The organism is Rubellimicrobium arenae, from assembly GCF_017916275.1.
Lineage (GTDB): Bacteria > Pseudomonadota > Alphaproteobacteria > Rhodobacterales > Rhodobacteraceae > Rubellimicrobium > Rubellimicrobium arenae.
Window position 1 is genome coordinate 1 of record NZ_JAFMST010000011.1, and the last position, 12892, is coordinate 12892.

Annotated in this window: 10 protein-coding genes and 1 tRNA gene; 4 read left to right on the forward strand and 7 right to left on the reverse strand. The window is 69.4% G+C overall.

From position 1 onward, the window contains the following. The first annotated feature begins 10 nt into the window (after positions 1-10). Positions 11-87 (forward strand) — tRNA-Met (locus tag J3P31_RS16685). 67 nt (positions 88-154) lie between these two features. On the opposite strand, the gene J3P31_RS16690 is transcribed toward J3P31_RS16685, so the two are convergent. The 3 genes from J3P31_RS16690 to J3P31_RS21885 all read right to left on the reverse strand — a co-directional run bounded on the left by J3P31_RS16690 (position 155) and on the right by J3P31_RS21885 (position 2870). Beyond that, positions 155-1362 (reverse strand): IS3 family transposase gene (locus J3P31_RS16690; protein WP_246849595.1). Its coding sequence is split into 2 segments (ribosomal slippage): positions 155-1038 and positions 1038-1362, totalling 1209 coding nucleotides; the frame shifts between segments, so codons are not numbered across the junction. A gap of 251 nt (positions 1363-1613) precedes the next feature. Further along, positions 1614-1904, reverse strand: a complete 291-nt coding sequence (locus tag J3P31_RS16695; RefSeq protein WP_210529640.1) for a hypothetical protein — start codon at positions 1902-1904, stop codon at positions 1614-1616. Between the two features lie 84 nt (positions 1905-1988). Further along, positions 1989-2870 (reverse strand): recombinase family protein, encoded by an 882-nt coding sequence (locus tag J3P31_RS21885; RefSeq protein ID WP_368373103.1) that lies wholly within the window; start codon positions 2868-2870, stop codon positions 1989-1991. 735 nt (positions 2871-3605) lie between these two features. Between J3P31_RS21885 and J3P31_RS16705 the strand changes: the two genes are divergently transcribed. After that, a complete protein-coding gene (locus tag J3P31_RS16705) occupies positions 3606-3836 on the forward strand; it encodes a hypothetical protein (RefSeq protein WP_210529642.1) in 231 nt (76 codons plus the stop codon). Positions 3837-3936: 100 nt separating this feature from the next. Here the strand turns inward: J3P31_RS16705 and J3P31_RS16710 are convergent, their stop codons facing one another. The 3 genes from J3P31_RS16710 to J3P31_RS16720 all read right to left on the reverse strand — a co-directional run bounded on the left by J3P31_RS16710 (position 3937) and on the right by J3P31_RS16720 (position 10657). Beyond that, positions 3937-4308: a response regulator gene (locus tag J3P31_RS16710; protein ID WP_210529643.1), complete on the reverse strand. Its 372-nt coding sequence runs from the start codon at positions 4306-4308 to the stop codon at positions 3937-3939. Further along, positions 4301-9496: a PAS domain S-box protein gene (locus J3P31_RS16715; RefSeq protein WP_210529644.1), complete on the reverse strand. Its 5196-nt coding sequence runs from the start codon at positions 9494-9496 to the stop codon at positions 4301-4303. The genes J3P31_RS16710 and J3P31_RS16715 overlap by 8 nt, the downstream gene beginning before the upstream one ends. 135 nt (positions 9497-9631) lie before the next feature. Then, complete coding sequence (locus J3P31_RS16720) at positions 9632-10657, reverse strand: chemotaxis protein CheB (RefSeq protein WP_210529645.1); 1026 nt, start codon at positions 10655-10657, stop codon at positions 9632-9634. A 116-nt stretch (positions 10658-10773) separates the two neighbouring features. On the opposite strand from J3P31_RS16720, the gene J3P31_RS16725 reads away from it, so the two are divergent. Continuing rightward, positions 10774-11061, forward strand: a complete 288-nt coding sequence (locus J3P31_RS16725; RefSeq protein ID WP_210529646.1) for a hypothetical protein — start codon at positions 10774-10776, stop codon at positions 11059-11061. 88 nt (positions 11062-11149) lie between these two features. Here the strand turns inward: J3P31_RS16725 and J3P31_RS16730 are convergent, their stop codons facing one another. Next, the gene (locus tag J3P31_RS16730; RefSeq protein ID WP_210529647.1) at positions 11150-11881 is read right to left on the reverse strand and encodes a Crp/Fnr family transcriptional regulator; all 732 of its coding nucleotides are present in this window, start codon (positions 11879-11881) and stop codon (positions 11150-11152) included. Positions 11882-11974: 93 nt separating this feature from the next. Between J3P31_RS16730 and J3P31_RS16735 the strand changes: the two genes are divergently transcribed. Next, positions 11975-12601 (forward strand): chemotaxis protein CheB, encoded by a 627-nt coding sequence (locus J3P31_RS16735; protein ID WP_210529648.1) that lies wholly within the window; start codon positions 11975-11977, stop codon positions 12599-12601. The last annotated feature ends 291 nt before the right edge of the window (positions 12602-12892 follow it).

Genomic DNA, 12892 nt, shown 5'->3' on the forward strand with positions numbered 1-12892 from the left:
CAACCCTCGCCGCGGGGTGGAGCAGCCCGGTAGCTCGTCAGGCTCATAACCTGAAGGCCGCAGGTTCAAATCCTGCCCCCGCAACCAAGTTGAGCGAACGAACCAGCGCAGGTGATAACCTGCTCTGTGATTTGGCCCCCATTTGATCGGACACTCAGGCGGTTGCGGTTTGGGCAGCGATGAACTCGCGAGGCGAGCGCATCTTCAGCCCGGAGTGCGGGTGGTGGGCGTTGTAGTCCTCGAACCAGGAGGGGAGCAATCCGAGGACCACCTCGGCGCTGGGGAGTGGGGTCACCTGGACGTAGTCGCGTTTCAGCGTGCGCACGAAGGCCTCCGAGATGCCGTTGCTCTGGGGGCTTTTCACCGGGGTGAAGCAGGGCTTGAGGCCGAGTTGGCGGGCGAAGATCCGGGTGTCCTTGGCGGTGTAGGGCGAGCCGTTGTCGCTGAGCATCTCCACCGGTTGGGGTGCCCGGCAGCCGCCAAAGCGCTTCTCGACGGCCTCCAGCATCATGTCCCGGACATCGGAGCCGCTGATGCCGGCGTTCGCCACGGCGCACCAGCTGATGATCTCGCGGTCGTGCGCGTCGATGATGAACGCACCTCTCACCACCTCCCCGTTCCAGCACGTGAACTCGAAGCCGTCTGAACACCAGCGCAGGTTAGAACGCATGACGATGACCTTGCCATCGTGCGTCACGTCCGGCCGCTCCTTGTAATGACGGGCCAGAAGGAGGCTGTGAGCCTGCAGGATGCGGTAAACGCGCTTGTGGTTCACCGGGACCAGCCCGTCCGCCCGGAGCTGCCGGTTCAGCACGGCCGTGATGCGCCGGTAGCCATAGGTCGGCCGCGCTGTCGCGAGAGCCATGATGGGCGGCACCACCGTCGTGTCTTGCGCCTTGTGATAGCGCCGACGCGGCTTGGTCGCGCCCTTCAGCCGGTCGTGCAGGTTCGAGCGAGCCACCCCGAGCACCTCCGCGATGGCCTTCATCGGAAACCGTCCTTGAGCGGCGATGGCGCTAGCCACATCGGTTTTTTTGGGCGCGCCTTGTCCAAAGCCTCCTTCAGGATCTCGATTTCCAGCGTCTTGCGCCCGAGCTGGCGCTCAAGCTCGCGGATGCGGTCTTCCATCTGCCGGACGAGTTTGTTGCTCGTCACCTCGTCGTCGCCGGTAACCGCCACGCTCCCGCCCTCCAGCATGAGCCGTCGCCAACGGTAGTGCAGGTTCGGGGCGACGCCGTTGCAGCGAGCCACGACCGAGATGCTGGCCCGCTCGTCCAACGTCTCCTCGACGATGCGGAGCTTCTCGGCCGCGGACCAACGACGGCGCCGGCCGCCGTCCGTGATGATCTCAACGTCAGACATAAGCTCGTGATTAGGGCTGTGCCTAAGCCTCCATAATCATGCCCAGGTGTCCGCTCGAAACAGGGGCCAGTTCACTCTGGTTTGCACAAAGACCAGACCACCCGAAGCCCCCGTTGCAGCGATGCGCGGGGGCTTTGTCGTTCGGGGACGATGTGTCAGCCCCGTGGGTCTTGGGTGCGCCGGCGGGTGCCTCGGGGTGGAGCAAAGCCGTCGCCCCAGAAACACGAAAGCCCGCGCCACCTGCGCGGGCTTCAGTCTGGGGTGCGGGGTTGGTCGGGGCTGGCAAGTGGCGCCCCGGCTTTGAGGGGCCGCCTCCCCGACGGCGGCTGCTGGCCGTCGGGGTCATCCTCCGGATCGACGTCCCTAAGAAGGACCTCGACATCTTGATCGGCGTCGAGCGTGGCGGGCGTAGTTGCCTCGACTTCCAAGCGATCATCGGGCGAGAACGCGACGGCCCGCGCACCGCCGAGATCGAGAAGGGCGCAAAGCCTCCCCTCGATCGCCACGGTGTGGCTTTCGACCGCCTTGTCCCAGGTGACCACGACCTTCTCGATGGGGCTCCGCAGCGCGAGACTCGCCCGGCCGAGCGCTACCTCGTGCGAGAGCGACGCCGCGAGGCGCCGGACCTAACCGCGATAGACCCGGGGCAGGTCGAAGACGACGGGCGTCATCTCCGCCCGCTTCGCCTCCCAGGTGGCGAGCTGGGCCTCGGCCTTCTCCAGGGCGTCGAAGAGTGCGGTGCTGGTCCGGCCCTTGGCCATGGCCGCGACGAGGTTGTTGACCGCCTCGCGAGCCTCGGCGACTTGGTCCTCGACCCGCCTGATCTCCCCGTTGGCCCGTTCTTCCAATACGGCCGCCTCGGTGTCCACGCGAGCCTTGAAGGCGGCGTAGGCCGCGTCGGTGAGGAGGTGCCGCTGCAGGCCCGCGAGCACCCGCCGCTCGGCCTCCTCCTGGCGGATCCCGGGCTGGCCCTCGCAGATCGCCGAGCCCTTCTGCTTGGAGTCCGAGCAGTAGTACCGCTTGTCCCCAGAGCCTGCGATGGTCAGGTACCCACCACAGCGACCGCAGCGCAGCAGGCCCGAGAGCAGGTACTTGATCTTGCGGACCCCTTGGATCTGGGAGAGGCCCTTCGCGCCCTTGGCGATCCGCTCGGCCCGCTTGACGTCGTGGGCGTCCTGGCGCGTCTTCACGGCCTGCCAGAGATCGTCGGGAACGATGCGAAGGTGCGGCACCGCGGCGATCTTGTGCTCCGAAGGATCCCGCAGCCGCGAGGCCCGCTTGCGGGTGTCGGGATGGAGCCGGTACTCAAGCCGGTTCCACACGCGGACGCCGACGTACAGCTCGTTGTTGAGGATGCCGGTGCCGCGGTCGCGATTGCCCTGGATGGTGGACTGGTTCCAAGCGGGCGTGACTTCCCGCCTGCCAGAGGCGGGGCAGGGGACGCCCTCCTTGTTGAGCTGAGGCGCGATCTCACGCGGCGTGCGGCCCTCGGCGTACTCGCGGAAGATCTGGAGGCGCCTGACGCGAGCTCACACGACGTTGGTTCGGCGCCGCGATTGCACAGACCCCTCAGGTGGGCGCGCTCTGGGGCGGTCAGCTGGCAGACAGAGCCTCTCGCTGAGCTGGATCCACGGCGAATGCCGAAACCTCGAATTGCCGCGATGGTTCTCAATCGGCAGCCGATAGGCTTGGCGGAGGCGGACACCGGTACGGTCATTCATGCGAGCGCCGGAGTAGGTGCCACTGTGACGGAGGTTCGTTCGCAAGAATATAGGATCGGGCAGGAAACTGCTGCTGAAGCGACATGACAGATCGGAAGCGCCGAGCCGCATCTGGTTCTTGCCTCCTGTGCTGAACTGCCTTTCGGGGTGAGGTAAGTATAGGTCCGCTCAGTCGGCCGCTAGCGATGAGCTTCCACGATCGATGGGCTCGATTCTCTAAACTGCGAACGTTGCGTACCGGTGACCCACCGCATCGCTGATCCCGACAGGGTCACGCGCCTAAGCTGGGCCACTCGCGAGGGCCGGATGCCCGAACCGACCATCGCGCGGGGCGGGCGCTCGGACGCGGTCCGTGTCCGTCCGGTCGTTGATCCTGTCGCAGGTTGCTGGCGCCGATTGGTCTTGTGCTTGGCATCAAAGCCGAACGACCTAGCAGTCAGCCATCGCCAGCCGAACCGAACCCGTGGGCCCTGGTGGCTGAGAGAGACGTGCGCTCCCGCCTGCATCGCGAGGAGCGCGCTTATGGCCATCCCGACCAAGAACATGTCAGTCACAGCACGCGATCAAGGGCTCATCCAGACCTCGCAAGAGGCCATCCAGCAGTCACGCGACCTGCTGGACGCCACGGGGTCACTTGTCAAAGGGTCGAAGGCGGCCGGGACGGCGCAACCTTCCGCTCCCAAGGTCGGGCCGTCACCAGAACGGCTTGGCCTCGAAGGAACAAGCGTCCCCAAGCCGGACAACGGCACATAGGTTCGCTCCCTTTGCACCGGCCTGCGCCTGGTGCTCAGCGTGCCAGGGCGTCGTGGCAAGACCTTGGCCCTGCGACATGCCTTTATGGCTGATGGGCCACTTACTCGAACAGGGTCCGAAGGCAGCGCTCCACGTCGAACGGTTTCTCGCAGCGCGGGATGTCCACATAGGCCCGAGGCAGCGACCACGCGTCGTAGCCGGTGGCGAACATGAACGGGATGCGCCGGTCGCGCAGGACCTCGGCCACGGGAAAGACCATCTCGCCCCCGAGGTTCACGTCGAGGATGGCCACGTCGGGCGGTGCACCGGTGGCGAGCAGCGCCAGAGCCTCGGCCACGGTCGGCACGGGCCCCATCACCTCGGCGCCTGCTTCCTCCAGCTCGGTGCAGAGATCGTTGGCCAGCAGGTACTCGTCTTCCACCACGAGGACACGACGGTCGCGCAGAGAGAAGCGGAAATCGGGATCAGGCATCGGCTCGCTCCTCCCGGGAGGACAAGGGCAGGGTGATCGTGCAACGCACGCCGTCCGCTCCGAGTTCATAGGTTGTCTCGGCCTTGAGCTGGTAGGGGAGCGCCCGCTCGATGAGCTCGCGCCCGTAGCCTGTTCCCTGCGGGGCCGCCCCGGGCTCCGGCATGGCCACCCCTGTCTCGATCCACTCGACCCGGAGCCGAGGGCCATCCTTGCCACGAAGCATGCGCCAGCGCACGGCAAGCTGGCCGTCCCGCTGGGCCAAGGCCCCGTACTTGGCGGCGTTGGTCGCAAGCTCGTGGAGCGCCAGCGCGAAGGTCTGGACCGTGCTCGAGCGCAGTCGCACGCCCCTGGGCCCGTCCAGGGTCACGCGCTCGCCGCGGCCATCCGCGTCCACTGCGCCCAGGGCGCCGAGCTCGGTGCGGAGGAGCTCGTCAAAGGCGACGCGGTCGCCCTCGTGGAGGCGGGAGAGCAGGCCCTGCACGCGCGCCAGCGCGTCGAGCCGGCCACGGAAGGCGGGCACGAAAGCCTCCTGGGTCGGGTGCTCCCCAAGCGTCGTGGCCAGTGTCGCGCGCACCACGCCCATGAGGTTGCGGGTCCGGTGCTGGAGCTCGGCCACCAGCACGCCTTGCCGATCCTGGAGCTCGCGCAGGTGCTGCACATCCGTCGAGGTGCCCAGCCATTCCACAATGGCGCCCGCTTCGTCGCGGACCGGCCGTGCGCGGGTCTGGAAGAAGCGGTAGGTCCCGCTGGTCGCCTCGCGGATCCGATAGTTGGCCTCGAACGTGCCGGTCGTCTTCGACTGCTCCCACGCCTCCCGCGCGGCTTGCCGGTCATCGGGATGGAGGGCGTCCAGCCAACCCCTGCCATGGCTGGCCTCCTCGGCCTGTCCGGTGAAGGCTGTCCACTGCGGGCTGGCCCAGGTCCAGTGCCCGTCATCGACGGCGCGCCAGACGAGTTGCGGAATCCCTTCGGCCAAGGTGCGGAACCGCAGCTCGCTGTCGTGCAACGCCTGTTCGGCCACCCGGCGTTCGGACACGTCCTGGCCGATCTTCAGGAAGCCCAGGATTTGTCCGTCGGGCCCGGTCAGGGGCCGCGTGATGCCCTCGATGAACACCCGCGAGCCGTCCTTGCGAACATGCCAGCGCACGTTCGGGGCCTGGCCCGCGTCGCGCGCCTCCTGCCGTTCCGTCTCGGGCTGGTGCGCCTCCCGGTCCTCGGGGGTGAAGGTGATGTCGACGGGCCGGCCCACGGCTTCTTCGGCGGTCCAGCCGAAGACCTCGTGGGCCCCCGTGGGCCAGGTCTCGATCCGGCCCCCGGCGTCGGTGGTGAAGATGGCGTAGTCCTTGGCGGTCTCGACGATGGCCCGGAAGCGCTCCTCGCTTTCCCGCAGCGCCGCTTCGGCCTCACGCCGCTCCGTGATATCCATGGTGACCGCGAGCAGGGTGTCGGGCTGTCCTTCCCCGTGCCGCAGCACCGCGACACGGCTGTTGGCCCAGATGGCCGAGCCGTCGGGGCGCTGGTAGCGCTTGTCGAGGCTGGCGGTGCTGCCCTGCCGGGCCTGCACGACTGCCTCGAGGCTCGGGGGGATGTCCTCGGGGTGGGTCACCTCCGGGATCGACAGGCGCAGGAGTTCGTCCCGCGACCGGCCCAGGATGCGGCAGAGCTCGTCGTTGACCTGGAGGAAGCGCCCCTCGAGCGTGATCTCCGACAGTCCCACCGAGGCCGAGGCGAAAATGGTGGCGAGTCGCGCCTCGCTCTCCTGCAGGGCCTCCTCGGCCTCGCGCCGCTCGGTCACGTCCAGCACGAACTCCACCACCTCGTCCCCGATCCGGCGGGCGGCGAAGAGACCCCACCAGCGCGAGCCGTCCTTGCGGAAGTACTGCTTTTCGTAAGGGGTGCTTCCGCCCAGCGTGAGCACCTCCTCGACGGCCTTGCGCGACGCCTCGTGGAACTCCGGCGGGGTCAGGTCGGCCCAGGTCCGGCCCAGCGACTCCTCGCGCGTGAAGCCGGTCAAGCGCAGGAAGGCGTCGTTCACCTCCGTCAGGGCGAAGTCCTTGCCCCAGAACATCACGCCCACGGTCTGGATCTGCAGGACGTTCTTCAGCCGCGCCTCGCTCGCGCGCAGCGCCGCCTCAGCCCGCACGCGTTCCACCGCCGCCCAGGTGCGCTCGGTCACCTCCTCCATCAGCGCGACCTCGCCCGCCGTCCAGCGCCGGGGATCCGCCGAGACCCCGACGATCGACCAGAGCGGCTTGTTCTCGCCCCGGCGCAGGCTCGCGGCGACAAGCCCGCGATAGCCGAGCCCTGCGAGGTTCTGCCGGTCCGTGGCGGTCAGGCCCTCTGCCGTCGCGATGTCCTCGATCACCAGGGTCCGGTCGAACGCGACCCGAAGGGCGGCCGGGAAGTCGGATAGGCGAACGCCTGCGGGCAAAGGCGGCACCCGGTCGTTGCCGACCTGATGGGTGAAGTCCCCGCGGTCCTCCGCGAGCCGGTAGACGCCGACATAGCAACGGTCGAGCTGCAGGTGCCCGGACAGCATGGCGATCGCGCGGTTCGTCACGGCATCGGCGCTGGGTTCCGCCCGCAGCGCGTCGCCAAGCTTGAGGAGGAACGCCTGGCGCTCCTCGCTTTCCCTCAGGCGCTCCTCGGCTTCGCGCCGGGCGGTCACGTCCACGAAGGTGACGACGACGCCGGCGATGACGTTGTCGGTCGAGCGGTAGGGCAGCACGCGCACCGCGAAGCGAGCACCCGTCTCGGGGTCGCCCACCTCCCGCTCGACGGGGACGAGGGTGCGCAGCACCCGGCGGGCGTCGCGTTCGATCTCGTCGTAGTGGACGCGCGCCTTGATGTGGGTGATGGGTCGGCCTTCGTCGGATTCGAGCAGGTGAAACAGGTCCGCCGTGGCCGGGGTGAAGTTCGTCACGCGAAGCTCGTTGTCGAGGAAGAGCGTGGCGATCTGGGTCGCTTCGAGAAAGTTCTTGAGGTCGCTGTTGGCGCGGCCAAGTTCCTGGACGCGGTGGGCGAGCTCGCCATTGACGGTGGTCAGCTCCTCGTTGACGGACTGGAGCTCCTCCTTGGAGGTCTCGAGCTCCTCGTTCGCGGACTGCAGCTCCTCGTTGAGGGACTGGTACTCCTCGTTGGAGGACTTCAGCTCCTCGTTGGTGCTTTCCAGCTCCTCGACCGTGCCCTGGAGGTGGTCGCGCGTGACGCGCAGCTCGTCCTCCAGGCGGCGGGTGTGCTCGACCGGGTCGGCGCTGGACGGCGCGGCGCCCGGCGCGGCGGAGTCGGGGTGCGGCTGCCGGTCCTTGAAGGCCACGAGGAAGCCCGTCGGCATCCCCGAGGCCGAAAGGCGCGGCTCCACGACCAGGTCGATGAGGCGATGGGGATGGGTGGCCAGCTCCAGGCCATGCAGCTCCGCCGTATGCCCTTGCTCGGCGGCGCGAGCGAGCGCGGTGCGCAGGTCCAGCCTCAGGGCCGGATGAATGAGCTGCAGGAGGTTGAGCGAGGCCGCGCCGCGGGAGGGGGCGAGGAACGGGCCGATTGTGCCCGAGAAGTGCAGCACGTTGTGCTGCGGGTCGACGATCACGTAGGCGGGCGAGAGCTGCTCGATGACCCGCTCGGCCCAGCGGGTGAGGTCGGCGCCATCGGAGCGGGTTGGTTCGGCGGGCGGGAGCGGAGCGCCCTGCGTCAGCGCCCGCCGGTCCACGGCCGTGAAGGGGAAGTCCGGAAGGACCCGGGTGGCGGTGTCGAGCCGCCGGAAGATCCGGGAGCGAGCCTCGAGAGGCGCGAAAAGGGCCGTGTGGCGCGAGGCGTTCTCGCTGTTGCCAAGGAAGAGGAAGCGCCCGGGGCGCAGCGCGAAGTGGAAGAGCGGGATCACCCGCTCCTGAAGCTCGGCGTCGAGGTAGATGAGGAGGTTGCGGCAGGACACGAGGTCGAGGCGCGAGAAGGGGGCGTCCTTGATGAGGCTGTGCTGGGAGAAGACGCACATCTCCCGCAGCTCCTTGGTGACGCAGTAGGTGTCGCCCTCCTTGACGAAGAACCGGCCCAGCCGCTCCGGGCTCATCTGCCCGGCGATCCGGTCGGCGTAGCGCCCGGCCCGCGCGGCGGCGAGCGCGCGCCCGTCGAGGTCGGAGGCGAAGATCTGGACGGGCGGAGGGTCGTCCATCCGGGCGCGGTGCTCGGCCAGGAGGATGGCGATGGAATAGGCCTCCTCGCCCGTGGAGCAGCCCACCACCCAGACGCGCAGAGGGTCGCGTGGCCCCTTGCCCTCGAAGAGCCGGGGGACGACCTCCCGCTCCAGCAGCTCCCACTCCCGACGATCGCGGAAGAACTCGGTCACGCCGATCAGGAGGTCGTTGAACAGGTCCTGCGCCTCGGTGGGGCTCGCGCGCAGCGTCTCGATATAGTCGCTCAGATCGCCGATCATCAGCGCCTGCATGCGCCGCTGCACCCGGCGCAGGAAGGTGCCGGGCTTGTAGCCGTGGAAGTCGTGGCCGGTGCGGCTCCGCAGGATCCCGGCGATCGTCCCGAGCGCCGCGCGGGCCTCGGGCGTGTCCGGGGCCGCAGCCGCTCCCGGGTCCGCGGTCTCGCCGATCTGCTGGATCAGGATCACGATCCGCCCCGCCAGCTCCGCGACGGGCAGCACGGCATCCGCGAGGGCGACGGGGCTGTCGCTGGAGGCCAGGGCGTGGGCGCGCGATTCCTCGGTGTCCTCGGCCAGGGCCAGGCCCCCGGCCTCCTTGATCTCCTTCACCCCCAGCGTCCCATCGCCGTCCGTTCCATCGAGCGCCACCACAAGGGCGCGCCCGCCGCCCTGCGTGGCCAGCGAGACGAGGAAGCTGTCGATCACACCCCGCGCGCCCGGGGCCTGCTCGGCGGGGTGCGTGCGGAAGCGGCCGTCTTCCAGCGTGGCGATCACGTTCATGGGCGGCAGGTACAGGCGACCGGGCTCGACGGGCATCCCGTCCGCGATCTCCACCAGGGTGTGCCCGCCGGCCCCGGCGGCGGCCCGCAGCCGCGCCTCGTCCAGCGCCTCGCGGAGCTGGAGCACCATGATGAGCGCGGCATCCTCGCGGGGGGGCAGGGTCGTCAGCACCGCCTCCAGCGAGCCGATCCGGGCGGCCGAGGCGGTGATCGCGACAAGGACGGAGGCGTCAGCCTCGCGGGTCGGGGTCGTGTTGGGGGACATGTTCACCTGCCCTTTGCATCGCGCGCAGCTCGGGGCCGCCCCTGCGCGACGTCACCTTGCCGCCAAGCTGTAGGTCGCGCCGCGGCGAAACGCCAGCCGCCAAGCCGCTCGCCGGAGCCTGACCCGACTGAGGCATCACGTCGTCTCCTGCCCGCCTTCGTCGCCCGAGGGACTGGCCCGTCCCATGGACATCAGAACCGCCCGGCGGAGCGTGTCGGCGTAGCGGCGGTACTCCTCGGAGCGCTCCTCGTACATCTCGGCCACGGCGCGGCGCCCCGAGTTGCGGCCGTCCTCCGCCATGCGGCTGACCAGCTCGGCCCGCTCCTCGATGATGCGCAGCGCCACCCGCAGCGCCTCGTCCACCGTGTTCTCCTGCTCGTAGGCCAGCACCTCGGCGGTCTTGGCATGCCCCACCTGGCAGCGGAAGCGGAGCGGCCCGGGCCCGCGGACCTGGGACATGACGCCCCCGCAGTCGGGACAGACAAGCGGGGATGGATCGGCAAAGCGGCTGACCACGCCGCTGTCGACCCGCTCGCCCGCGGCGATGTCGACCTCGAGCTGGATCTCGGGCGGGATCAGGACGCGGGGGCCGGCCGCCTCGCGCACAAGGTCCGAAAGCACGTCACCCAGGCGCGTGGAGGGGCCGACGAGGTCCGCCGTCACGGCCCGGAGCCCGGCCAGCGGCATCTCGTCCGCAATGGCGTCCTGCGGGTCCTGCACGAGCGCGAGTCCCCCGCAGCGCTTGATCGCCGAAAGCCCCGCCGCCCCATCGTTGAGAAGCCCGCTCAGCAGCACGCCCACCACGCGAGAGCCGTAGGACACCGCCGCCGAGCGGAACAGCGGGTCGATGGCGGGGCGCGCCATGTTCTCGCGCGGGCCGCGCCCCAGGCGGATGTGCCCGTCCACGAGCAGGAGGTGCCGGTCGGGGACACCCAGGTAGATGTGCCCGGGCTCGATGGGCATGCCGTCCTCGGCCGGCCGGACCGGAAGGTGGCTCGCGGCCTGGGTCACCGTGGCGAGGATTCCGAGGCTCCGTGCCGGGATGTGCAGGACCACGAACACCGACGCGGGCAGATCGGACGGCAGGGCGCCCAGGATGGTCTTCAGCGGCGCGGTCGCGCCCGACGATCCCCCGATCACGATGATGTCCCGGGTGTCCACGGGGGCCGCGCTCCTGGTAAGGCGTGGGGGGGAACAACCGCCGGCTTCGATATGTTCCGCAATCAGTCGGGTCCTGGTTGCAGGCAGGCCCGCCACGACGGCGAGGAGGGGAGGCCATGCTGAATCTGGCGACCGAGAGGGCGACCCTCGCAAAGGCCGAGCGGGACATCGCGGAGGGCGAAGCGCGCATCGCCAACCAGGCCGATCTCGTGGGCCGACTGCGGGCAACGGGGCAGGACATCGGCATGGCCGAGGCGCTCCTGGCCACTCTCCAGGGGACGCTGCGGCAGTGGCAGGACCATCGGGACGAGATACTGCGCACCATCGCGCGGCTGGAGCAGGAGTCGGCGCCAGCCGGGGAGGAGCCGGGTCCCGGCACCACCGGCGGCACGCAGCCTTTGTAGCGTCGCCGTCAGTCGCAGCGCGCCGGGCCCGTCATGACATTCGCTCCGCGATCGTTCGCCTGGGCACGCCCTTGGATCGGGCGCGGCGTCAGCCCTTGGCGCCCACCAGCCGGTCGAATTCGCCGGTGATGATGCCGTAGCACTCGCAGGTGGCGCCCAGGAGGCCCTCGCGGTCGAGGATCAGCATCTGCCCACGCTGGTAGGAGATGAGCCCCGCCTTGGCGAGCATCCCGGCCGCGACCGACACCGTGGGCCGGCGCACGCCCAGCATCTGCGCCAGGAACTCCTGGGTGAGGGGGAAGGAGGGCTCGCCCACCCGGTCCTGGGTCATGAGCAGCCAGCGCGCGCAGCGCTCCTCGACCTCATGCGTGCGGTTGCACGAGGCGTTCTGCGCCATCTGGTTCATGAGCGCGAGCGTGTAGCGCAGGAGCCGCCGGGTCAGCTCCGGGCAGCGTCCGATCACCGACCGGAAGTCCTCCGCCCTGATCCGGGCTCCTTCGCCCGGAACCTGGATGAAAGCCTTGCTGGCCATCTGGTCGGCCCCGAGGAAGACCGGCAGGCCGATCATTCCTTCGGACCCCACGGTCGCGAACTCGAGATCGGCGCCTTCCGGCATCTCGGTGACCAACGAGGCGACGCCGCGATGGATGAACCAGACATGCTCGACCCGGCTGTTGGCCACGTAGAGGTCCTCGCGGTAGAGCAGGGGGACCGTTTCCAGGTGCGGTCCCAGGATCCCCCGCTCCTCGGGGGGGAGGGCCTCCAGGATGCGGTTCACGGGTGGTCGTTTCGGAACCACGCCCCGGTCTGGCTTCTGCATGCGATGTCCCTTCTGGACGAGGTTGCTGGAACGGCGACCGTGTCATCTGGCGGACAGAGCGGCGGCCACCTATGTAAGCTGTCGAACACAACCATGCCCGATCAGACACGTTCCCCCTTGTCGCCGCGGCCTTGCGACGCCCCTCTTGCGGCGGCCTTGGCCTATGATGTGGTCGTGATCGGCGCCTCGGCTGGCGGCATCGCGGCCCTGCACGATCTGCTCTCGCGCCTTTCGGCGGATTTTCCGCTGCCCGTCCTTCTCGCGCAGCACCTCTCGGCCACGCTGCCCAGCAAGCTGCCCGAGGTGCTGGGCTACCGCACGGGGCTGCGGACGAAGTGGGCCGAGGACGGAGAGGCGCTGCGTCCCGGCACGGTGTTCGTGGCGCCCCCCGACCGCCACCTCCTGGTGGGACCCGAACGCCGGCTGGCGCTCTCCTCGGCCGAGCGGGTGGGTTGGTGGCGGCCCGCCGTGGACGTGCTGTTCCGGAGCGCGGCGGACGCCTTCGGGGACCGCACCATTGCCGTTGTGCTGAGCGGTGCCATGTGGGACGGCGCCAGGGGGATGCGCGCCGTGGCCGAGGCGGGCGGCATCACCATCGCCCAGGATGAGGCCTCAGCGGGGCACTTCGACATGCCCGCCGCCGCGCTGGACCTTGGTCGGGCGGACTTGGCCATGGCGCCCGGAAAGATCGCCCAAGCCCTTCAGGTCCTGATCGGTTGAGTATGGATCGGCACGGCGGGGACCCGTCGCGCACTGCGCCATGCACGGCGCGGCAAAGGGCCAGACCCCCGAGCCCGCAGTCATGAACGTGGACAGCCCGTCGGCAAGGACCGGGGGAACGGGGAGCCTGCGGGAATGATGACCGCAGCTGGGTCAGAAGGCCAATCTGGCCGAACTTCCTCAGGCGAAAGGTGGAAGCCGGGATCGGGGTCGGCCTACGCGCCCCTTGCGAACTTCCGGCGGGGCCAGGCCCGTTGCAGCGGTGACCAACGATGGCGCAGCAGTCAGGGA

Bases quoted from the DNA above. Each gene is read 5' to 3' on its own strand.
- J3P31_RS16735 (WP_210529648.1), top strand. From the start codon at position 11,975: ATGCCCGATCAGACACGTTCCCCCTTGTCGCCGCGGCCTTGCGACGCC.
- J3P31_RS16715 (WP_210529644.1), bottom strand. From the start codon at position 9,496: ATGTCCCCCAACACGACCCCGACCCGCGAGGCTGACGCCTCCGTCCTT.
- J3P31_RS16730 (WP_210529647.1), bottom strand. From the start codon at position 11,881: ATGCAGAAGCCAGACCGGGGCGTGGTTCCGAAACGACCACCCGTGAAC.
- J3P31_RS16725 (WP_210529646.1), top strand. From the start codon at position 10,774: ATGCTGAATCTGGCGACCGAGAGGGCGACCCTCGCAAAGGCCGAGCGG.
- J3P31_RS16710 (WP_210529643.1), bottom strand. From the start codon at position 4,308: ATGCCTGATCCCGATTTCCGCTTCTCTCTGCGCGACCGTCGTGTCCTC.
- J3P31_RS16705 (WP_210529642.1), top strand. From the start codon at position 3,606: ATGGCCATCCCGACCAAGAACATGTCAGTCACAGCACGCGATCAAGGG.